This window comes from Streptomyces sp. NPDC051684, assembly GCF_044453445.1.
In the GTDB taxonomy this organism is placed as follows: Bacteria; Actinomycetota; Actinomycetes; order Streptomycetales; family Streptomycetaceae; genus Streptomyces.
On the sequence record NZ_JBITCS010000015.1, the window covers coordinates 38,035 to 59,834 of the forward strand.

Sequence of the window (21,800 nt, forward strand, 5' to 3'; positions counted from 1 at the left end):
TACCGTCTCGCGCGTGACGACGACGCCGCCGCCTTCGCCCAGCACCTTCACCACCGCCCGCCTTGACGTGCTGCCGCTACGGGTGGAGCACGCCGAGGAGATGGCCCGGGTGCTGGGCGACCCGGCGCTGCACACCTTCATCGGTGGCGCCCCGGACACGGTCGAGGAGCTGCGGGCGCGCTATCGGCGGATGCTCGCGGGCTCGCCCGACCCGACCGTCGTGTGGCTCAACTGGGTGGTCCGACTCCGGGGCGAGGAGCGACTGGTGGGCACCGTGCAGGCGACCGTCGGCGGGGATCGCGTCGCGGAGGTCGCGTGGGTCGTGGGTACGCCGTGGCAGGGGCGGGGGATCGCCACCGAGGCCGCGCGGGCGCTCGTCGCGTGGCTCGGGGAGCAGGGCGTCGAGGTGTTCGTCGCGCACATCCACCCCGAGCACCACGCCTCCGTCGCCGTCGCCACCGCCTGCGGTCTTGCGCCCACGGACGAGTGGCACGACGGCGAGGTGAAGTGGGAACTCAGCGGAAGGCCGGAAGCCCCGTCAGGGCCTTGCCGATGACCAGCGAGTGGACCTCGCTCGTGCCCTCGTAGGTCAGCACCGACTCCAGGTTGTTGGCGTGCCGCAGCACCGGGTATTCGAGGGTGATGCCGTTCGCGCCGAGGATCGTGCGGCACTCGCGGGCGATCTTGATGGCCTCGCGCACGTTGTTGAGCTTGCCGACGCTGACCTGCTCCGGTGTGCCGCGGCCCTCGTCCTTGAGCCGGCCGAGGCGCAGCGCGAGCAGCATGCCCTTGTCCAGCTCCAGGGTCATGTCGGCGAGCTTCTGCTGCGTGAGCTGGTACGAGGCCAGGGGGCGCTCGAAGACCGTACGGTCACCGGCGTACGAGATGGCCGCTTCCAGGCAGTCGCGGGCGGCGCCGAGCGCGCCGAACACGATGCCGAAGCGGGCCTCGTTGAGGCAGCCGAGCGGTCCCGACAGGCCGCGCGCGTCCGGCAGCATGGCGTCGGCGGGCAGGCGTACGTCCTCCAGGACCAGCTCGCTGGTGACGCTGGCGCGCAGGGACAGCTTGCGCTTGATCTCCGGCGCGGAGAAGCCGGGGGTGTCGGTCGGCACGACGAAGCCGCGCACGGCGTCCTCGGTGCGGGCCCAGACGACGGCGACGTCCGCCACCGAACCGTTCGTGATCCACATCTTGGTGCCGTTGAGGACCCAGTCCGAGCCGTCGCGCTTGGCGTTCGTGCGCATCGAGCCGGGGTCGGAGCCCGCGTCCGGCTCGGTGAGGCCGAAGCAGCCGATCTTCTCGCCCGCCGCCATGCCCGGCAGCCACTGCTGCTTCTGTTCCTCGGACCCGTACTTCCAGATCGCGTACATCGCGAGCGAGCCCTGCACGGAGACGAGGCTGCGCAGCCCGGAATCGACCGCCTCCAGCTCCATGCAGGCGAGCCCGTACGCGACGGCGCTGGTGCCCGCGCAGCCGTAGCCCTCCAGGTGCATGCCGAGGACGCCCAGGCCGCCCAGTTCACGGGCGAGCTCGCGGGCCGGGATGGCGCCGTTCTCGAACCACTCGGCCACCTTGGGGCGTAGTTCGCGCTCGCCCATGGTGCGCACGGTGTCGCGGATGGCGCGCTCCTCGTCGCTCAGCATGCCGTCGATGTCGACAAGGTCGAAGGGGTGGAGGGGAGTTGAGGACGACGGCATCGCGGGCTCCTTGACTGCGGCGGATTGCGGATTGCGGATTGCGGATTGCTGACGGCGGGCTACTGACGGCGGACTAATGGTGGCGGGCCACTGACTGCTGACAGATGCACCGGGTGACGCTAGGGTGCGGATATCGGATTTTGGATCCAACTTCTTCGGGTCCCTCGGATCGTAGCCGCACGCCCACCGCTTGCCAAGGTTCCACAAGGAGAGCCGTATGCCGGCCACAAGGCCCGTCGCCCAGGGAGCCCTTTCGGGGCTCGTCGTCGCCGACTTCGGCCGGGTCCTCGCGGCCCCGTACCTGACGATGCTCCTCGCCGACCTCGGCGCCGATGTCATCAAGGTCGAGCGCCCGGGGGCCGGTGACGAGACCCGTTCCTGGGGGCCGCCGTTCGCCGACGGCGAGGCCACCTACTTCCTCGGCGTCAACCGCAACAAGCGCTCCGTCGCCCTCGACCTGACCGCGGATTCCGGGCGCGAGGCCGCCCGTGCCATCGCCGCGCGCGCCGACGTCCTCGTCGAGAACTTCCGGCCCGGCACCATGGACCGGCTCGGCCTCGGCTACGAGGAGTTGAGCGCGCTCAACCCGGGCCTCGTGTACTGCTCGGTCACCGGGTTCGGCACCGCCGAGGGCGCCGCGCTGCCCGGCTACGACCTGCTGGTGCAGGCCATGGGCGGACTCATGAGCGTTACCGGGGAACCCGGCGGCCAGGGCACCAAGGCCGGTGTCGCGCTCGTCGACGTCATCACCGGGATGCACGCAGGGCTCGGTGTCATGGCGGCGCTGCGCCACCGCGAGCACACCGGGGAGGGGCAGAAGGTCGAGGTCTCCCTGCTCACCTCGCTGCTCTCCGCGCTCACCAATCAGGCCTCCGCCCATGTGGCCGGGGGAGTGGTACCCCGCGCGATGGGCAACAAGCACCCCAGCATCGCCCCGTACGAGGTGCTGGACGCCAAGGACCGGCCGCTGGCGCTCGCCGTCGGCAACGACCGGCAATTCGGCGCACTGTGCGCCGAATTGGGGGTGCCCGGCCTCGCCGACGACCCGCGCTTCGCGAGCAACACCGCGCGCGTGGCCCACCGCGAGGACCTCCTCGCCGAACTCACCGAACGCCTTCGCGAGCGTGGCGCCGACGAGTGGTTCGAGACGCTGACCGCCGTCGGCGTGCCCTGCGGACCGATCAACGACCTCGGAGAAGCCTTCGCCTTCGCCGCGCGGCTCGGCCTCGACCCGCGCGTGCACATCGACGACCCGAACCGCGAGGCCCCCGCCGCGCAGGTCGCCAACCCGATCCGGCTGAGCGCCGCCCCCGCCGCGTACGTCACGGCGCCGCCGCGGCTCGGCGAGCACACCGAGCAGATCCTCGCCGAGCTGGGGCTCTCGGGGATTTCCGCCGCAGGTGGGGCGGGTGATGTCAGTGACGCTCCGTAGGATGGGCGGCGTTCATCACGAGCTGCCGACGCCCGGCAGAGAGGACAAGGAGCCGCCATGACCACGCCCGCGAGCAGGCGGCGGCCCCCCACGGCGCAGCAGTTCGTCCTCGAGGAGCTGCGCCGCGCCATCACCAGCGGGGAGATCAGGCCGGGCATGCCGATCCGGCAGGACGCGCTCGCCGAGCAGCTCGGGGTGAGCCGGGTGCCGCTGCGCGAGGCCCTCAAGACGCTGGAGGGCCAGTCCCTCGTCGTGCACCACGCGCACCGGGGCTACTTCGTGGCCGAGCTGTCCCTGGCCGAACTGCGCGAGGTGTACCGCATCCGGGAGATCCTGGAGGCCGAGGCCGTACGCGAGGCGATGCGCGCCGGTAGCGCCGTCCTCGACGCCCTGGAGGAGGCCCAGGAGGACGTGGAGGCGCAGGCCGCGGCGGCCGATGTCGCGGCGATGGCGGCGGCCAACCGCAGATTTCACTTCGTCCTCTTCGAGGCCTCCGGCATGCAGCGCCTGGTGCGCCTCATCGCGACCCTGTGGGACGCCACGGACGCCTACCGCTCCCTCTACTACGCGGACTCGATGAGCCGCGAGCACGTCCTCGTCGAACACCGGGCGGTGCTCGACGCGCTGCGCGAGGGGCGCACCGAGGACGCGGTGCGGCTGCTCGACGGGCACCGGGAGCATGCGGTGGCCGCGCTGGAGGGGCTGCTCGGCGAGGGGCCGGGCGCGTAATTCGGTGGAGGCGTGAACCCGGAGCGCCTACGGTGGCCGGGTTCGCGATGCGTTCCAGGTGTTCCAGACGATCCAATGAGGTGTGCTCGATGACGGTCCGTACCACGACGGCCGACTCCGGTCGGCTGTCCCGCGTCAAGGACATGACCTCATCGAACGTAAGGAACACCCCTCGTGGATCTGCCACGCATCTTCACCGTCCGGGAAAGTAGCCACCGCATCCACAACCCGTTCACCCCGGGCAAGCTCGCCGCCCTGGGAGGGGCGCTGCGCCTGACGCCCGGCGCCCGTGTGCTCGACCTCGCCAGTGGTTCGGGCGAGATGCTGTGCACCTGGGCCCGCGACCATCGGGTCACCGGGACGGGAGTGGACATCAGCACGGTCTTCACCAAGCAGGCCCGCGCCCGCGCCGCCGAACTCGGTGTCGCCGAGCGGGTCTCGTTCGTCCACGGCGACGCCTGCGGGTACGTCGCGGACGAGCCGGTCGATGTCGCCGCGTGCGTCGGCGCGACCTGGATCGGCAGCGGCGTGCCCGGCACCGTCGACCTTCTCGCCAGGAGCCTGCGCCCCGGCGGCCTGATGCTCATCGGGGAGCCGTACTGGCGCCGTGAGGTGCCGGACGAGGAGACGGCGAAGGCCTGCCACGCCACCGGAAAGAGCGACTTCCTGCTGCTGCCTGAGCTGATCGAGAGCTTCGGCGACCTCGGGTACGACGTCGTGGAAATGGTGCTGGCCGACCAGGACAGCTGGGACCGCTACCAAGCGGCGCAGTGGCTCACCATGCGCCGCTGGCTCGACGAGAACCCGGATGACGAGCTGGCCGCCGAGGTACGGGCCGAGCTCACCACCGAGCCCGCCCGCTACGCGCGCTACCAGCGCGAATATCTCGGCTGGGGAGTCTTCGCGCTGATGGCGCGCTGACGCCCCTGCGTGACGCGAGCGGGCCCGGGGAACGTGTTCCCCGGGCCCGCTCGCTCATCTCTGTGATGTCCTTGATGTCCTACGGGATCAGCAGACGCTGTCCGACGGCTTCGGGTTGCCGAGGCCGAACAGCGGGCGCAGCCGCAGACCGGCCCACGTGCCGAGGATGGCGACCGCGCCCCAGATCCAGCCGTGCAGCGAACCGGAGACGATGCCCGCGAGGTACGCGCCGATGTTGCAGCCGCCCGCGAGGCGCGCGCCGATGCCCATCAGGATGCCGCCGAGGACCGCGGCGACGGCCGTACGCGCGGGGATGCCGCGGTGCAGCTTCCACACGCCGCCCGCCGCGGCGGCGACCGCCGCGCCGACCATGATGCCGATGTCGGTCAGGCTCGTCTTGTCGGCGAGCACCGGGCCCGCCAACTGCTCGGCGCTGCCGGGCTGCTGCCAGAACGCCCACGTCTCGGGGGACCCGCCGAGCGCGCCCACCACCTTCGAGCCCCACAGCGAGAACGCGCTCGTCACGCCCCACGCGCCACCGGACACGAGCAGCACGCCCGCGCCGAGCACCGCGAGCACGACGGCGCCGACCGCCAGCGGCCAGGAGCCGCGGACCGTACGCAGCAGCGCGCCCTTCGCCGACGGCGGGGCGCCGACCGGCGGGGGATTGCGGCGGGCCTGCACGGTGCGCGCGACGAACCAGATGACGGCGAGCACGACGATGGTGATCGCCCAGGAGCCGAACCAGCCGACGTGGTCGGACAGCAGGTACGGGTCGAGCGCGGGCAGATCGCCCCAGAGCCCGAACTGCCAGGCGGCGAGGGTGGAACCGACGATGAACCCGAAGAGCGTCAGCACGATCGAGGTCTGCCCCGAGCCGACGGCGAACAGGGTTCCGGAGGCGCAGGCGCCACCGAGCTGCATGCCGATCGCGAACAGGAACGAGCCGACGATCAGCCCGATGCCGATCGGTCCGGCGCTCGGCGCCGGCACGGAACCGAAAAGCCCGGTGCCGGTGCCGATGATCAGGGCGAAGAGCGTCGCGGTGGAGCCGAGCAGCAGAGCGTGCGCCCGCAGCCCGGTGCCGTTGCCGACGGCCACGAGCTGCCGCCAGGCGGAGGTGAACCCGAACCGCGAGTGGAACAGGGCGAATCCGAGCCCGAGGCCGAGTAGCAACAGGACGCCCGGCTTGGCGCCGTGCTGCGCGAACACGTAGACGGCGAGCGCCGCGCCGATCACCCCGGCGCCGGCGAGCGGCCCCCAGCGGGTGGGCGGCGCGGCCTCGGCGACCGGGGCGGGCGAGGAGGTCGGGGACGGGGCGAGCAGGGCGGCGCGCGGCGGCGCCCCGGCGGGGGGAGCGGTGGTCACGGCAGATCTCCGGCAGCTGGAGTGGGAACGTTCGGGCGCGGTGGAGGAAGGTCAGCGACGACAGAGCGCGTCGTCGACACTCCACGTCGTGGCCGCGAAGAGCGCGAGAGCCAGGTGACGAGCGGGTCCGAACATGTGCGCCACTTTAGGCTCCGCCGGGGGTGTCGGTGGAGGATGTCTCATATTTTGGTCGGGCGATCTCGGGTGGTGGCCCGTGACCGAGGTTGCGGGACGTTGCCCCGGACCCCACGCCTCAATCGCCAGAGGGGCTTGAAAGCGTCCCGATCGCCCATGTTCCAGGCGAATCAGGCCCCTTGCGGCTTCGGCACATCAAGCCCCTGCGGCGATTGAGCAGCGGGGTCCGGGGCAGAGCCCCGAGAGCTCGGCCCCGGCGGAGCAGCACACACGCCGCCCGCTCCCCGGCTACGCCGGATACGCATGCGTTTGCGTCGCCTTCACCGTCGCCCAGACCTCCGCCCCCAGGTGCAGCCCAAGCTCCGCCGCCGCCACGGTCGTGAGGTCCGCGGCGAGGGGGAGCTCGCCGGAGAGGGCCGCGCGGATCTGGTCACCGTGTGTCTCCATGCCGCCGACCTCGCAGCGCCACAGGTTGCGGGCGCTGGATCCCGTGGGGCGTTCGCGGTGGAGTGTCACCGCGCTCGGTGGGAATGCCACGAAGACCGGGCCGGTCAGGTCCTCCGTGGTCGTGATCGTGGGACCGTCGTCCGCGATGTGGACGGTGTGTCCATCGGCGTCGCCCCGGTACAGATTCAGGCCGACGAGCTGGGACATGTAGTCCGTGCGCGGACGGCGTGCGACCTCCGACGGTGCGCCCTCCTGGACGACGCGGCCGTGTTCGATGACGACGAGCCGGTCGGCGAGCACCATCGCGTCCAGCGGGTCGTGGGTCACCAGCACCGCCACCGCCTCGAACTCGGCGAGGTGGCGTCGGAGTTGGGCCCGTACGTCCAGGCGCGTACGAGCGTCGAGCGCGGCGAGCGGCTCGTCGAGGAGCAGCAGCCGGGGCCGGGTGGCGAGCGCGCGGGCGAGCGCGACGCGCTGGGCCTGTCCGCCGGACAGCCGCCGCGGCTTCGCCCCGGCGTGCTCGGCGAGCCCCATCCGGTCGAGCCAGGCCAGCGCCCGCGTACGGGACTCGGCCTTCGTGGCGCCCTGGCAGCGCGGCCCGAACGCCACGTTGTCGAGCGCGGTCAGGTGCGGAAAGAGGAGGTAGTCCTGGAAGACCACGCCCACCGGGCGGGACTCGGGCGGCGTGCCGTCGAGCGTCGCGCCGTCGAGCCGGAGGTGTCCGGCGTCCAGCGGCGTCAGCCCGGCGAGCGCGCGCAGCGCCGTCGTCTTCCCGGCCCCGTTCGGGCCGAGCAGCGCGACGACGTCGCCCGGGTTCGCGGCCAGCGCGACATCGAGCCGGAAGTCGCCCCGGTCCACGACGAGTCGCGCGTCGAGACCGCCCCCCGCCACGTCCTCGGGCGCCACCGTTTTCTGCAGGTCGGTCATGAGGCGGTCATCCAGCGGTCGCGCAGCCCCGCGAGGACCGTGATGGACACGGCCAGCAGCACCAGGCTGAGGGAGATCGCCGCCGCCGGATCGCTCTGCATGGCGAGGTAGACGGCGAGCGGCATGGTCTGGGTGCGGCCGGGGAAGTTGCCGGCGAAGGTGATCGTCGCGCCGAACTCGCCGAGCGCGCGCGCCCACGCGAGGACCGCCCCGGCCGCGATCCCGGGCGCGATCAGCGGCAGCGTCACCCGCCGGAACGCGGTGAACCGGGAGGCGCCGAGCGTCGTCGCCGCCTCCTCGTAGCGCGGATCGGCCGCGCGCAGCGTGCCCTCGACGCTGATCACGAGGAACGGCATCGCCACGAACGCCTCCGCGATCACGACCCCCGTCGTGGTGAACGGCAGCGTGATCCCGAACCACTGGTCCAGGTACTGCCCGACGACCCCGTTCCTGCCGAGCGCGGTGAGCAGCGCGACGCCGCCGACCACGGGCGGCAGCACCAGCGGCAGCGTGACCAGGGCTCGTACGAGGCCGCGCCCCGGAAACTCCGTGCGCGCGAGCAGCCACGCCAGCGGCACCCCGAGCACCAGGCTCACCAGCGTCGCCAACGTGGCGCACACCAGCGACAGTTGGAGCGCCTGCCACACCTCGGGGCTGGTCAGCTGCTCGGGCAGCTGCGCCCACGGGGCCCGTACGAGCAGTGCCACCAGCGGCACCACCAGGAACGCGAGCCCCACGAGCGCGGGTACGAGCAGGGGCAGCGGAGGGACGCGGCCACGGCGCCGCCGCGCCCCTCCCTCCACGGTGTCCCGCGCCGCCACGGTCACGGCTTCAGGAACCCGGCATCGGTCAGCGCCTTCTGCCCGTCGGCGGACTTGACCAGCTCGATGAACGCCTTGGCCCCCGCGGCGTTCGGTGCCTTCTTCAGCGGGGCGATCGGGTAGTCGTTGATGGCGTCCTCCGACTCGGGGAACTCCACGCCCTCGACCTTGTCACCCGCCGCGTGCACATCGGTCTTGTAGACGACCGCCGCGTCGGCCTCCTTCAGCTCCACCTTCGTCAGGGCGCTCTTGACGTCCTGCTCGTAGGAGACCGGGGTGAGCTTCAGCTTGCTCACGGTCAGCGCCGTCTGCGCGGCGGCGCCGCACGGCACCTCCTTCGCACACAGCACGACCTTCTGGCCGGGCTTCGTGAGGTCCTTCAGGGACGACACCTTGTGCGGGTTGCCGGGGAGGGTGGCGATCTCCAGCTGGTTGCGCACGAACGTGCTCGGCTTGCCCTCGGCGCCACCTGCGTCGGTCACCGTCTTCATCGTCTTGGGGCTCGCCGCCGCGAACACATCGGCGGGGGCGCCGCCGGTGATGCCCGCGGCGAGGCTGTCGCTGCCGCCGAAGTTGAAGGTGACCTTGGTGCCGGGGTGCTCCTTCTCGAACTGCTTGCCCAGCGTCGTGAAGCTCTCCTTGAGGGAGGCGGCGGCGAACACGTTCACCGTCCCCGACACCTTCTTGCCGCTGGACGCCTTGGACGAGGAGCTGGACGCCTTGGACGAGGAGCTGGACGACGAGCCGGAGGAGTCCGAGTCGGACGATCCGCAGGCGCTCAGTGCCAGCACGGCCGCGGCCCCGATGCCGGTCACCTGAAGCATGCGGCGAGTCGTGGTCCTGCGCGCGGAACGGGTTGTCACGGTTCAGCTCCCCTGCTGTGTCCTGGAACGCTTACGGCGACCATACTGCCGCATCTGCCAGGCAGAAGTCCCCTGTGGGTTCGCATGATCCCGGCAGGCGGACAGTGGGGGTACGCATGTGCGTTCGCACGGACCCGGCGAGGGAACGGTCACGCACGGTCGATATGGACATTCGTCGACTTCACGCGGGCCGTGGCCTCCATGCCGACCTCGAGCCCCAGCTCCTCCACCGCCTCCCGCGTGAGCAGCGAGACCAGCCGGTGCGGACCGGCCTGGATCTCCACCTGGGCGGCGACGTCGCCGAGCTTCACGGCGGTGACGATGCCGGGAAACGCGTTGCGCACGGAGGTGTACGAGGGGTGGTCGTCGGCGTCGTCGCCCGCCGCCAGTTCCACGGAGAACGCGGCGAGGTCCTTGCCCTGGACGACCCGGCGCCCGCTCGCGTCCCGCTGCGTGACGATGCGCCCGGCGTCCGCCCACCGCCGCGCGGTGTCGGGACTGACGCCGAGCAGCCGTGCGGCCTGGCCGATTGTGTAGGACTGCATGCGCCAAAGCTTAACTTCCGGCCATCGGGGACGCCGTGATGCGCCGTCGCCTACAGCCGCCCGAACAGCTCCTCAAGCGGCGCGGGCACGCACCCGGCGTCGCACGCCGCCCCGGTCAGCAGGCGCCCATATCGGATCTTGCGGCCCGCCTTGGTGCCGAGGAAGCGCCGTAGGCGGCGGTGCGTGGTTCTGTCCTGTTGGGCGGGCTGGCGGGCGAAGGTCTGCCAGGGGTGCCACTCGCCGGCCTCCCGGATCAGCTCCTCGACCCGGGCGACGCCGAGCGCGCGGATGAACTCGTCCTCCAGGTCCGCGACACACACGGAGACGGTGCCGCCGTCGCCCGGGTCCAGCGCCCGGTCGTAGTACCGCCGCTCGCGCTCGTCGCACAGCCCGGTCAGCCGCAGCCCGAGGCCGGTCGGCCCGAGCAGGCGGGCGTACCGGCCGACGTTCATCGCGCCGCCCATGGACACCACGCACACGCCCTCGGCCGCGAGGTCGCGTCCGCGCCGCTCGGCGAGCGTGTCCACCGCGGCGGCATCGCTCAGCCCTTCGAGGAGCACCGCGCCGCGCACGCGCAGCCGCCCGGCCAGCTCGCGCACCGGCTCGCCGGGGCCACCCGCGGCCCACTCGGTGACCGCCTCGTGGAACGCCTTCATGCCCGCCGTGTCCGTCGTCTCCGTCACGTGCCCAATCCTCCGGTACATCGAGCCCTTGTGACGGTTGAGCGGCGGGATCCGGGGGCTGAGGCCCCCGGCGGGTCAGCCCGCCGCCGGCTCCGTCAGATGCCGCCACGTCCGCACCAGCTGACTGAACTCCTTGACCTGGACGAGGACATGCTCGCGCGCGGCGTCCTCCGCCCGGTCGGCCGCCCCCGCGGCTATCGCGTCGGCGATCGCCCGGTGTTCGGCCAGGGAGCGCCGCATCCGGTCCGGCACCCGCAACTGCAGCCGCCGGTACGGCTGGAGGGCCCGCTTGAGGGCGTGGGCCTGCTGGCGCAGGTATTCGTTGCCGCACGAGTCGTAGACGATCGCGTGGAAGCGGGCGTTGGCGTAGTAGTAGGGGTCCGCGTCGCCCGCGTGCGCGTGCTGCTCGCACTCCCGCAGCGCGCCCTCCAGCTCCCCGAGTGCCTCGCGCTCGATGCGGCGCGCGGACAGCCGTGCCGCCATCCCCTCCAGCTCGGCCATGACCTCGAAGCGCTCAGCCAGCTCGGACACGCTCAGCTCGGTGACGTACGTGCCCTGCTTCGGCCGGATCTGCACGAGACCGGACCGCTCGAGAGCCTGCAGCGCCTCGCGCACCGGCGTGCGCGAGCAGCCGAACTCGCGCTCCAGCTCCGCCGGGTCGAGGCGCTCGCCCGGCCGGTACCGGCCGTCCACGACCGCGTTCTCCAGGGCATCACGCACGCGCCTGGCCTCAGGGACTCGAGCCATCTCCACCTCCGATTGCCCAGATTATCGGCCCGCTCCAGGGGGTGGCGCGGGTGCTTCCGTTCATCTACGGTGCGCTTGTTATATACATCACGACCCACGATGCATATCAAGCGTCGGGGTGGAACGTGGAGAGGAGCGGAGATGGAACGGCACGACGGCTGGCTGCTTTCCGACCTGTACCGGGCCCTCGGGGCGCGGCGCACCGGCCGCCCGGAGCCCGAGACCCCGCTCGACCAGCTGCTCGCGGCCTGCGAAGTCCTGATGAGCGACGTCGGCGAGGCCTCCATGCGCGCCGTCGCCGCCCGTGCCCTCACCGCGTACGACGCGCTCGACGACGCGGGCCGGACCGCGTTCTTCGCCCACATCACCAAGACCTACGACGCCGACGCCGACCAGGTCCGCGCCGCATACCGCCGCTGGGAGGAGGCCCGCGCCACCGGCTCCCAGGGAGAGGCGGAACTCGTCGGCCTCTTCGACGTCGTCGAACCGGCCCGCCAGCAGCTCCTGCGCCGCATGAACCACGCGCCGGACGCCACCCTCGCCCTGGTCCACATGCGCGCCGACCTGCGCCGCCTGCTGCCCGCCCACCCCGAACTGCGGCCCCTGGACCACGACTTCCACCACCTGCTCACGTCCTGGTTCAACCGCGGCTTCCTGCGCATGCAGGAGGTCACCGTGGACTCGCCGCCCGAGCTGCACCACCATCTGCTGCGCGGCGAGCGGGTGCACCCGATGGCGTCCGAGGCCGAACTGCGGCGCCGCATCGAGCCCGAGGACCGCCGCGTCTACGCCTTCTTCCACCCGGCCACCGGCGACGTACCCCTGATCTTCGTCGAGGTCGCCCTCGTCCGCGGGCTGCCCGACAGCATCGCCCCGCTGCTCGACCCGGGTCCCGCGCTGAGCCCCGCGCACGCGGACACGGCGGCGCTCTACTCCATCAACAACGCGCTCGACGGACTCGCCGGAGTCTCCTTCGGCAGCTTCCTCATCAAGCAGGTCATCGAGCAGGTCGGCGAACAGCTCCCGCACCTGACGCAGTTCGCGACGCTGTCGCCGATCCCCGGCTTCCGGGCGTGGCTGGACGGGCGGGCCGCGAGCGAACCCCAACTGGGCGCCCTGGTAGCGGAGTTGGGGGAGTTGGGTGCACACCCCGGGACGGCGGACATCGAGCGCATCCAGCCTCGTCTCCTGGACGCCCTCACCCGCTACGTCACCGTCGAACGGCGCCCCGACGGCCGCCCCCTCGACCCGGTCGCCCGATTCCATCTGGGCAACGGGGCCGCGGCATGGCAACTCGACTGGCCCGCCAACCAGTCGCGCGAAGCCTGGGAGCAGTCCTACGGGGCGATGATCAACTACCGCTACGAACCAGAGCAGTTGGAGCGCCGCCACGAGGAGTTCGTGCGCCGCAGGACCGTCGCGATCGGCGGGCCGCTCAAGAACAAGAAAGGAACCACCCCCATGGGAACCACCCCGGCGGAGCCCTTCAGGACCATTCACCGGTCCTTCGTCGAGCAGGCCGAACTCCGCCCGGACAAGGTGCTCTTCGGGCTGCCCGACGGGCGGTCCGTGACCTACCGCGAGACCGAGGACCTCGTGCGGCGCATCGCCGCGCGCCTCGTCGCCGACGGTGTGACCCCGGGCGACCGCGTCGCCATGCAGGTCGACAAGTCCGTGGAGGCCATCGCCCTGTACCTGGCGACGCTGCGGATCGGCGGCGTGTTCCTGCCGCTCAACACCGCCTACACCGGCGCCGAGATCGACTACTTCGTCGGCGACGCCGAGCCCCGCGTCCTGGTCTGCCCGCCCGAGCGCCGCGCCGACCACGCCCACCGCGAGGGCCCGGACCTCGTCGTCGAGACTCTCGGCACCGCGGGCGACGGCAGCCTCCTCGAAGGCGACGCCCACCACGACGACGTGTACGAGGCCGCGGCGGGCGACCCGGCCGCCATCCTCTACACCTCCGGCACCACCGGCCGCTCCAAGGGCGCGATCCTCACGCACGAGAACCTCGCGTCCAACTGTGCGGCGCTCATCGACAGTTGGCGGTTCACGTCCGACGACCGGCTGATCCACGCCCTGCCGATCTTCCACGTGCACGGCCTCTTCGTCGCCGCGAACATGGTGCTCGCCTCGGGTGCCTCCATGTTCTACCTGCCGAAGTTCGACGCCGACGCCATCGCGGAGCTGCTGCCGCGGGCCACCGTGCTCATGGGCGTGCCCACCTTCTACACACGCCTGCTCAAGCACGAGAAGGTCACCCCGGAGACCTGCGGCTCGATGCGCCTGTTCGTCTCCGGCTCCGCGCCGCTGCTCGCCAGCGACCACGAGGCGTTCGAGGCCCGCACCGGACACGCCATCCTCGAGCGCTACGGCATGACCGAGACGGGGATGAACACCACCAACCCGTACGAGGGCGGCCCCCGCAAGCCCGGCACCGTCGGCAAGGCGCTGCCCGGCACGGAGATCCGCGTGGTGGACGCCGAGACCGGCAAGCCGCTGCCCGACGGCGAGGTCGGCAGCGTCGAGGTCCGCGGCCCCAACGTCTTCGCCGGCTACTGGCGGATGCCCGAGAAGACCGCCGCCGAGTTCCGCGAGGACGGCTTCTTCATCACCGGTGACCTCGGCCTCATCGACGGGGACGGCTACCTCTGCATCTCCGGGCGCGGCAAGGACCTGATCATCTCGGGCGGCTACAACGTCTACCCGAAGGAGATCGAGACGCTCCTCGACGCCCACCCCACGGTCCTCGAGTCCGCCGTGATCGGCGTCCCGCACCCGGACTTCGGCGAGACGGTCGTCGCCGTGGTGGTCGCCGCACCGGGCCAGGAGCCCAAGGAGCGCGAGCTCATCGACTCCATCTTCGCCGACCTCGCACGCTTCAAGCACCCGCGCGCCGTGCGCGTCGTGGACTCGCTGCCCCGCAACGTCATGGGAAAGGTCCAGAAGGCCGAACTGCGCAAGACCTACGCGGACTTGTTCGCGACGGCCTGACCCCTTACCCGTACCCGCTGTCCGTCCCTGCTCTTTCGTTCCACCCCCCACGTTCTTGCTTACCAATCAACCGGTCTCTCAATGTGGAGAAGACGATGGTCCTCTATGGAGTGGCAGCGCTGGCGGTGTGCATGCTCACGGGCACGCTCGTCGGTGAATACCTGGGCGAGGCGCTCGGCGTCGACGCCAATGTCGGCGGCGTCGGCTTCGCCATGATCATGCTTGTGTTCGCGACCCACTGGCTGCGCCAGAAGGGGAAGTTCCCCCAGGCGAGCGAACAGGGCGTGCTCTTCTGGAGCGCGATGTACATCCCCATCGTCATCGCGATGGCATCGACGCAGAACGTGTACAAGGCCGTCACGGGCGGGCCGATGGCCCTGCTCGCCGGTCTGCTCGCGCTCGTCGCGGGCCTCGCCCTGGTGCCGGTGATCGGGCGGATCGGAGGGCGCGGGGAGCCGCTGCCTCCGTTGACCGAGGGGACGTCCGAAGCCGAGTCGGCCACCGCCGAGCAGGGGGTCTGACGTGGATACCTTCCTCTCCGTCTGCAAGGACAACGGCCTCATAGTCGCCTTCGCCCTCGTCGGCACGCTGATGCTGGTCTCGGCCTGGGTGTCCAAGAAGCTGACCCGGGGGCGGCTGCAGGGCTCCGCCATCGCCATCGTGCTCGGTCTCGCGCTCGCCTACTGGGGCGGCTCGGCGACCGGGGGAGAGGCGGGGATCGCCGACGTCGCCGCACTGTCCGGGATGAGCCTGATGGGCGGGGCGATGCTCCGTGACTTCGCGATCGTCTCCACCGCGTACGGCGTGGACCTGAAGGAGATCAAGGGGGCGGGCCCCGCCGGGGCCCTGTCGATCCTGCTGGGCGTCGTCGTCTCCTTCGTCGCGGGCGCGCTCATAGCCGCGCTGTTCGGCTACCGGGACGCGGCCTCGCTCGCGACCATCGGCGCGGGCGCCGCCACGTACATCGTGGGTCCCGTCACGGGCACGGCGGTGGGCGCGAGTTCGGACGTGATCGCGCTGTCGGTCGCCGCGGGTCTGGTCAAGTCCGTGGTGGTGATGGTGGGTACGCCGTTCGCCGCGCGCCTGATCGGCCTGAACAACGCCAAGTCGGCGATGGCCTTCGGCGGTCTGCTCGGCACCACCTCCGGCGTCGCGGGCGGCCTCGCGGCCACCGACAAGCGTCTGGTCCCGTACGGGGCGATGACGGCGACCTTCTACACGGGGGTCGGCTGCCTCCTCGGCCCCTCAGTGTTCTACGTGTCGCTGCGGGCGCTCGTCGGCGGCTGACAGACACAGGGAAGGGGCCCGCACCGGGCCCCTTCCGCGTTCGTAGCACCGCACCATCCGCACTCCCGTTCACCGGAAGCAAAGGTCGTGCACATGCCTCGAATCCGTACGATCACGACAGCGGCGGCAGCCGTCCTCGCCCTTGCCGGAGGCGGCCTCGCCGGGGCCCCGCATCCCGCCGAGGCGAGAGCCCAACAGGGCGGCGGCCAGGCCTGGTTCACCTCCTGGGTCGCCTCGCAGCAGGACGCGGCGACACAGCCCCTGCGCGACCAGTCCGTGCGCACCGTCACCCACCTCAGCCAGGGCGGGGACGGCGTCCGCGTCCGCATCCAGAACACCTTCGGCAAAACGCCCCTGGAGATCGGCGGCGCCTCCGTGGGCCTGAGCGGCGACGGGGCAGCCATCGAGGGAGACACCCACCCCGTCCGCTTTGACGGGAAGACCCACGTCACCGTCCCCGCGGGCGGCGAGGTGTGGAGCGATCCCGCCAAGCTCGCCACGGCGGCCCAGGACGACGTGGCCGTCTCGCTCGCGCTCAAGGGTACGGCCACCCCCGGTCAGCACCGCACCGCGCTGCGCACCAACTACCTCACGCCCGAGGGCACCGGCGACCACACGGCGGACACGAGCGACGCCGCGTACAGCAAGACCGTCGACGCCACCTACCTGGTCAGCGCGGTCGACGTGCGCAACCCGCGCCTCAAGGGCACCTCGGTCGCCTACGGCAGCTCGGTCGTGGACGGCGTCGGCAGCACCAACTGCGGCCCCGGCTGCACCGAGACAGGCACCAACCGCCGCTGGACGGACGAGCTGGCACGCCGCGTGCACACCGAACTGCCGCGCACGGAGCAGGTCGCGGTCGCCAACGCGGGGATCAGCGGCACGACGAGCGCGGCCGACTGCCCCGGCACCCCGTCGAACGTCCAGGGCCTCGATGCCGCAACCCGCCTCAAGAGGGACGTCCTCGCCCTGCACGGCGTCACCTCGGTCCTGTACTACTACGGCACCAACGACCTCGCCTTCGGCTGCGACGGCAAGCGGATCCTGGCCGGCTACCAGAAGGTCTTCAAGGAACTCCGCGACGCCGGCATCAAGATCTACGTCACGCCGATCACGCCGCGCCCCGGCTACAGCGACCGCAACAACCTCGACCGCCACACGGTCAACCTCTTTACGAAGAAGGCGAGTTCGTGCGACGGAACCTGTGACGGCGTCATGGACTTCGACGAGGTCCTGAAGGACCCGCTGCACCCCAACAGCATCCTGCCCTCGTACGACAACGGGGACGGCATCCACGCGAACATCGCCGGGCAGCAGGCGATCGCCGACTCGATCTCGCTGCGGATGCTCACGGCCGGGGCGGGCGCGGGCGGCGGGGCCGTGGCCCGGTAACCGAAGGGCGACGTACATTTGCCTAAAGGTATTAGGTAGGTGCAGAATCATTTTCGGTAAGAGAGACGGGGGCCGAGGGAGAGGACGTACGGTCATGGCACGTGCCGGACTGACCACGGAGCGGCTGGCCCGGGCCGGTGCCGAGCTCGCGGACGAGGTCGGCTTCGAGCAGGTCACCGTCTCGGCCCTCGCCCGCCGGTTCGACGTCAAGGTCGCGAGCCTGTACTCGCACGTCAAGAGCTCGCACGACCTCAAGACGCGGATCGCCCTGATCGGCCTGCAAGAGCTCGCCGACCGGGCCGCCGACGCCCTCGCGGGGCGGTCCGGCAAGGACGCGCTCACCGCCCTCGGCAACGTCTACCGCGACTACGCCCGCGAACACCCGGGCCGCTACGCCGCCGCCCAGTACCGACTCGATCCGGAGACGGCGGCGGCCAGCGCGGGCGTGCGGCACGCGCAGATGACGCGGGCCGTGCTGCGCGGCTACGACCTCACCGAGCCCGACCAGACCCACGCCGTCCGGCTCCTCGGCAGCGTCTTCCACGGCTACGTCAGTCTCGAAGCGGCCGGCGGATTCAGTCACAGCGCACCCGACTCGGGCGAGAGCTGGGCGCGGAGCCTGGAAGCCCTCGACGCGCTGCTGCGCAACTGGCCCGTGCAGTCCTGAGGCACCGGGTCCCTGGGGCCCCCGGTCGCCGCCTGAGCCATCCACATCCGGGCCATCTACACGCGGGCCATCCACACCCGAGTCATCCACACCCGGGTCATCCACCCTCGATCAACAGATTGACGTCACCATGCACACCTCCGACTCCGTCCACCCATTGACCGCCACGCCGCTGACGGACGACCTCGTCCACGGTGCGATCGACATTGAGCGCACCACTCGCGGTCTCCTCCCGCACCGCCTCCCCGCCTGGGCCCGCGCCCAGAACACGGACGGCCAACTGACCATGGCCGAGTCCCAGCCCTCCGGCGTCCGCCTCGCCTTTCGCACCCGCGCCACCGCCGTCGAACTCGACACGGTGCCGACCAAGCGCGTCTACGTAGGCGTGCCGCCGCGCCCCGACGGCCTGTACGACCTGCTGGTCGACGGCCGGCTCGCCGCACAGGGCAGCGTGAGCGGCGGCGACACCCTGACCATCGACATGTCCAAGGGCACCTTCGAGCACGCGGCCGGACAGCCCGGCACGCTCCGCTTCGACGGCCTGCCCGACGCCCCCAAGACCGTCGAGATCTGGCTGCCGCACAACGAGACCACCGAGCTCGTCGCCCTGCGCACGGACGCGCCGGTGGAGCCCGCCGCGCCCCTCGGGGCGTCCGGCCGCAAGGTGTGGCTGCACCACGGCAGCTCCATCAGTCACGGCTCCGAGGCCGCGAGCCCGACCACGACCTGGCCCGCGCTCGCCGCGTCGCTCGGCGGCGTCGACCTGATCAACCTGGGCTTCGGCGGCGGCGCCCTGCTCGACCCGTTCACCGCGCGCACCCTGCGCGGCACCCCGGCCGACCTGATCAGCGTCAAGATGGGGATCAACCTCGCCAACGCCGACCTGATGCGCATGCGGGCCTTCACCCCCGCCGTCCACGGCTTCCTCGACACCATCCGCGAGGGGCACCCGACCACCCCGCTCCTCGTCGTGTCGCCGATCCTGTGCCCGATCCACGAGAAGACGCCGGGCCCCGGCGCCCCCGACTTCAGCAGCATCGCCAGTGGGCAGCTGCGCTTCGTCGCCATGGGGGACCCGGCGGAGGCCGCGCAGGGCAAGCTCACCCTCGAATCCATCCGCGAGGAGCTGGCCCGCATCGTCGCCCAGCGCGCGGCCGACGACCCGCACCTGCACTACCTCGACGGCCGCGAGCTGTACGGCGAGGCGGACCACGAGGAGCTCCCGCTGCCCGACTCCCTGCACCCCGACGCCGAGGCCCACCGCCGCATCGGCGAGCGCTTCGCGGACCTCGGGATCGGCCCCCTGATCGATCACCCGAATGGGCGGGTTACCATTTGAGCGCCGCCTAGCTCGAAAGAGACGCACGTGACTGTCAACGACGACTCGTTCACCAACTGGAAGCACCGCGAGGAGACCGCGGAGGCAATGATCCCGATCATCGGGAAGCTGCACCGCGAGCGGGACGTGAACGTCCTGCTGCACAGCCGCTCCTTGGTGAACAAGTCGGTGGTCAGCCTGCTCAAGGCCCACCGATTCGCCCGCCAGATCGCCGGCGAGGAGCTCTCGGTCACCGAGACGATGCCCTTCCTGAAGGCCCTCGCCGAGCTCGACCTCGGGCCCTCCCAGATCGACCTCGGCATCCTCGCCATGACGTACAAGACCGATGACCGGGGCTTGAGCGTCGAGGAGTTCACCGCCGAGGCCGTCGCCGGCGCGACCGGTGCCCTGAAGCTGGAGCGCGGTGCAGGCCGTGACGTCGTCCTCTACGGCTTCGGCCGCATCGGCCGCCTCGTCGCCCGTCTGCTCATCGAGAAGGCGGGGTCCGGCAACGGTCTGCGCCTGCGCGCCATCGTGGTGCGCGGCGGCGGTGAGCAGGACCTCGTGAAGCGGGCCTCGCTGCTGCGCCGCGACTCGATCCACGGCCAGTTCCAGGGCACGATCACCGTTGACGAGGCGAACAGCACGATCAACGCCAACGGCAACGCGATCAAGGTGATCTACGCCAACGACCCGTCCGAGGTCGACTACACGGCGTACGGCATCAAGGACGCCATCCTGATCGACAACACCGGCAAGTGGCGGGACCGCGAGGGCCTGTCGACGCACCTGCGTCCCGGCATCGACAAGGTCGTCCTCACCGCCCCCGGCAAGGGTGACGTGCCGAACATCGTGCACGGCGTCAACCACGACATGATCAAGCCGGACGAGCAGATCCTGTCCTGCGCCTCCTGCACCACGAACGCGATCGTGCCGCCGCTCAAGGCGATGGCCGACGAGTACGGCGTGGAACGCGGTCACGTGGAGACCGTCCACTCGTTCACGAACGACCAGAACCTGCTGGACAACTACCACAAGGCCGACCGTCGCGGCCGCTCCGCGCCGCTCAACATGGTCATCACGGAGACTGGCGCCGCCTCCGCCGTCGCGAAGGCCCTGCCGGACCTCAAGGCGCCGATCACCGGCTCCTCGATCCGTGTGCCCGTCCCGGACGTCTCGATCGCGATCCTGAGCCTGCGGCTCGGCCGCGAGACCACCCGCGACGAGGTCCTCGACCACCTGCGCGACGTCTCGCTGAACTCGCCGCTGCGCCGCCAGATCGACTTCACGGACTCGCCGGACGCGGTCTCCAGCGACTTCCTCGGCTCCCGGCACGCGTCGATCGTCGACGCGGGCGCGACCAAGGTCGACGGCGACAACGCGATCCTCTACCTCTGGTACGACAACGAGTTCGGCTACTCGTGCCAGGTGATCCGCGTCGTCCAGCACGTCTCCGGTGTCGAGTACCCGACGTTCCCGGCTCCCACCGCCTGACGTACGCCACATGTCCCGAGGCCGGTCCCGCTTCCTGCGGGGCCGGCCTCGCGGCACTTGACGGGATGATCAACTGGGGCGCAGGATGGGGCGCATGTTCATGCATCGTGCCCACGCCCTCGGAACGGCCTCCGTGCCGGACCGATGTGGTTGCGCGCGCAGCGGCTTGTAGCGGGCTTGCAGACCCCTCGCCGAACTTCCCCGTACGTCCCGTAACAGCCGTCGCCTTGTAGGGCGTCGGCCACGCACGTGCGGATCCCCTCGCGTTCAGCGCGTTCCCCTCGTCACCGCGTGCCTGTGGAGGCTCCCCTTGTCCGTGACCGAAATGCCCCCTTCCTCGATGCTGCGCCCCGCCCGCATCCCCGCCGACGGCCTCTACGAGGGGCGCCGCGTCCTGCGCCGCACCCCCGACGGCTGGCAGGACCGCCCCTACGAGCTGTTCGCCCTCACACCGCAGGGCGCCACCATCGGCGCCGAGATCAGCGGCATCGACCTGAACGAGCCCCTCTCCCCGGAGTTGCGCGAGGAGCTGAACCGGGCCCTGCTCGAATGGAAGGTCCTCTTCTTCCGCGCCCAGAACCTGTCCAGCGAGGCGCAGCGCGAATTCGCTCGCAACTGGGGCGAGTTGGAGACCAACCCGCTCCTGGAGCGCGGCGACAGCGAGGACGTCGTCCGCTTCGACAAGGGCGCGGGTGGTGTCCCCAGCTACGAGAACGTGTGGCACACCGACGTCACCTTCCGCGAACGCCCCGCCCTTGGAGCCGTGTTGCAGCTGCGCGAGGTCCCGCCGTTCGGCGGCGACACCATGTGGGCCGACATGGCGGCCGCGTACGACAACCTGTCCGACGAGGTGAAGGCGCGCATCGAGGGCGCCGAGGCCGAGCACGACTTCCTGCCCGGCTTCCGCCGCTTCTACGGTCCCGAACGGCTCGCCCCGATGCAGGAGTTGTTCCCGCAGGTCACCCACCCGGTCGTGCGCCGCCACCCCGAGACGGGGCGCAAGATGCTCTTCGTGAACACCTCCTTCACCACCCGGATCCTCGGCATGGAGCGCGCCGAGAGCGACCGGCTGCTGCGGCTGCTGTACCAGCAGGCCCATGTGCCGGAGTTCCAGGTCCGGTTCCGCTGGCAGCCGGGCGACATCGCGTTCTGGGACAACCGTGCCACCCAGCACTACGCGGTGGCCGACTACGGCGACGCCCGCCGGGTCGCCGAACGCGTCGCCATCGCGGGCGACCGCCCCTTCTAGCCCCTCAGGACGCGGGTGCGGCGGCCCGAAATCCCTCTCCCCGGCGAGGCGTTGACCGGGCCGCCCCTCGATACTGGCCCGGCA

General features: G+C 71.3%; 20 protein-coding genes. 12 read left to right on the top strand and 8 right to left on the bottom strand.

Annotated features, from left to right (window positions below; all coding sequences use genetic code 11):
* The first annotated feature begins 13 nt into the window (after positions 1-13).
* Positions 14-556 (top strand): GNAT family N-acetyltransferase, encoded by a 543-nt coding sequence (locus ACIA8D_RS19350; RefSeq protein ID WP_399233650.1) that lies wholly within the window; start codon positions 14-16, stop codon positions 554-556.
* Here ACIA8D_RS19350 and ACIA8D_RS19355 read toward each other — a convergent pair.
* Positions 516-1,697, bottom strand: coding sequence for an acyl-CoA dehydrogenase family protein (locus tag ACIA8D_RS19355; protein ID WP_399233652.1), 1,182 nt, complete (start codon positions 1,695-1,697; stop codon positions 516-518). The two genes, ACIA8D_RS19350 and ACIA8D_RS19355, sit on opposite strands and share 41 nt — an antisense overlap.
* 217 nt (positions 1,698-1,914) lie before the next feature.
* On the opposite strand from ACIA8D_RS19355, the gene ACIA8D_RS19360 reads away from it, so the two are divergent.
* The 3 genes from ACIA8D_RS19360 (at position 1,915) to ACIA8D_RS19370 (ending at position 4,779) form a co-directional block, all read left to right on the top strand.
* Complete coding sequence (locus ACIA8D_RS19360; RefSeq protein ID WP_399233654.1) at positions 1,915-3,129, top strand: CaiB/BaiF CoA transferase family protein; 1,215 nt, start codon at positions 1,915-1,917, stop codon at positions 3,127-3,129.
* A 57-nt stretch (positions 3,130-3,186) separates the two neighbouring features.
* Entirely contained in the window at positions 3,187-3,858 is a 672-nt protein-coding gene (locus tag ACIA8D_RS19365; RefSeq protein WP_399233656.1) for a GntR family transcriptional regulator, read from the top strand.
* 174 nt (positions 3,859-4,032) lie between these two features.
* Complete coding sequence (locus ACIA8D_RS19370; RefSeq protein ID WP_399233657.1) at positions 4,033-4,779, top strand: SAM-dependent methyltransferase; 747 nt, start codon at positions 4,033-4,035, stop codon at positions 4,777-4,779.
* A gap of 87 nt (positions 4,780-4,866) precedes the next feature.
* Here the strand turns inward: ACIA8D_RS19370 and ACIA8D_RS19375 are convergent, their stop codons facing one another.
* The 7 genes from ACIA8D_RS19375 to ACIA8D_RS19405 all read right to left on the bottom strand — a co-directional run bounded on the left by ACIA8D_RS19375 (position 4,867) and on the right by ACIA8D_RS19405 (position 11,315).
* Entirely contained in the window at positions 4,867-6,147 is a 1,281-nt protein-coding gene (locus ACIA8D_RS19375; protein WP_399233659.1) for a YeeE/YedE family protein, read from the bottom strand.
* A gap of 423 nt (positions 6,148-6,570) precedes the next feature.
* On the bottom strand, positions 6,571-7,656 hold the full coding sequence (locus tag ACIA8D_RS19380; protein ID WP_399233661.1) for an ABC transporter ATP-binding protein: 1,086 nt from the start codon (positions 7,654-7,656) through the stop codon (positions 6,571-6,573).
* Entirely contained in the window at positions 7,653-8,483 is an 831-nt protein-coding gene (gene modB, locus ACIA8D_RS19385; RefSeq protein ID WP_399233663.1) for a molybdate ABC transporter permease subunit, read from the bottom strand. The genes ACIA8D_RS19380 and modB overlap by 4 nt, the downstream gene beginning before the upstream one ends.
* The gene (gene modA / locus ACIA8D_RS19390; protein WP_399233916.1) at positions 8,480-9,301 is read right to left on the bottom strand and encodes a molybdate ABC transporter substrate-binding protein; all 822 of its coding nucleotides are present in this window, start codon (positions 9,299-9,301) and stop codon (positions 8,480-8,482) included. The genes modB and modA overlap by 4 nt, the downstream gene beginning before the upstream one ends.
* A 188-nt stretch (positions 9,302-9,489) precedes the next feature.
* Positions 9,490-9,885 (bottom strand): molybdopterin-binding protein, encoded by a 396-nt coding sequence (locus ACIA8D_RS19395; protein ID WP_399233665.1) that lies wholly within the window; start codon positions 9,883-9,885, stop codon positions 9,490-9,492.
* A gap of 50 nt (positions 9,886-9,935) precedes the next feature.
* Entirely contained in the window at positions 9,936-10,541 is a 606-nt protein-coding gene (locus ACIA8D_RS19400) for a TOPRIM nucleotidyl transferase/hydrolase domain-containing protein (RefSeq protein WP_399233918.1), read from the bottom strand.
* A 102-nt stretch (positions 10,542-10,643) separates the two neighbouring features.
* The gene (locus ACIA8D_RS19405; RefSeq protein ID WP_399233667.1) at positions 10,644-11,315 is read right to left on the bottom strand and encodes a GntR family transcriptional regulator; all 672 of its coding nucleotides are present in this window, start codon (positions 11,313-11,315) and stop codon (positions 10,644-10,646) included.
* A gap of 141 nt (positions 11,316-11,456) precedes the next feature.
* On the opposite strand from ACIA8D_RS19405, the gene ACIA8D_RS19410 reads away from it, so the two are divergent.
* The 8 genes from ACIA8D_RS19410 to ACIA8D_RS19445 all read left to right on the top strand — a co-directional run bounded on the left by ACIA8D_RS19410 (position 11,457) and on the right by ACIA8D_RS19445 (position 21,716).
* The gene (locus ACIA8D_RS19410; RefSeq protein ID WP_399233669.1) at positions 11,457-14,309 is read left to right on the top strand and encodes an AMP-binding protein; all 2,853 of its coding nucleotides are present in this window, start codon (positions 11,457-11,459) and stop codon (positions 14,307-14,309) included.
* 95 nt (positions 14,310-14,404) lie between these two features.
* Entirely contained in the window at positions 14,405-14,830 is a 426-nt protein-coding gene (gene madL, locus ACIA8D_RS19415; protein ID WP_399233671.1) for a malonate transporter subunit MadL, read from the top strand.
* 1 nt (position 14,831) lies between these two features.
* Positions 14,832-15,596 (top strand): malonate transporter subunit MadM, encoded by a 765-nt coding sequence (madM, locus tag ACIA8D_RS19420; protein ID WP_399233673.1) that lies wholly within the window; start codon positions 14,832-14,834, stop codon positions 15,594-15,596.
* A 93-nt stretch (positions 15,597-15,689) separates the two neighbouring features.
* Positions 15,690-16,988, top strand: coding sequence for a GDSL-type esterase/lipase family protein (locus ACIA8D_RS19425; protein WP_399233675.1), 1,299 nt, complete (start codon positions 15,690-15,692; stop codon positions 16,986-16,988).
* A gap of 94 nt (positions 16,989-17,082) precedes the next feature.
* On the top strand, positions 17,083-17,655 hold the full coding sequence (locus ACIA8D_RS19430; RefSeq protein WP_399233676.1) for a TetR/AcrR family transcriptional regulator: 573 nt from the start codon (positions 17,083-17,085) through the stop codon (positions 17,653-17,655).
* Between the two features lie 130 nt (positions 17,656-17,785).
* Positions 17,786-18,994, top strand: coding sequence for a GDSL-type esterase/lipase family protein (locus ACIA8D_RS19435; protein ID WP_399233678.1), 1,209 nt, complete (start codon positions 17,786-17,788; stop codon positions 18,992-18,994).
* Positions 18,995-19,021: 27 nt separating this feature from the next.
* A complete protein-coding gene (locus tag ACIA8D_RS19440; protein WP_399233680.1) occupies positions 19,022-20,467 on the top strand; it encodes a glyceraldehyde-3-phosphate dehydrogenase in 1,446 nt (481 codons plus the stop codon).
* A 325-nt stretch (positions 20,468-20,792) separates the two neighbouring features.
* A complete protein-coding gene (locus ACIA8D_RS19445) occupies positions 20,793-21,716 on the top strand; it encodes a TauD/TfdA dioxygenase family protein (RefSeq protein WP_399233920.1) in 924 nt (307 codons plus the stop codon).
* Positions 21,717-21,800: the final 84 nt, after the last annotated feature.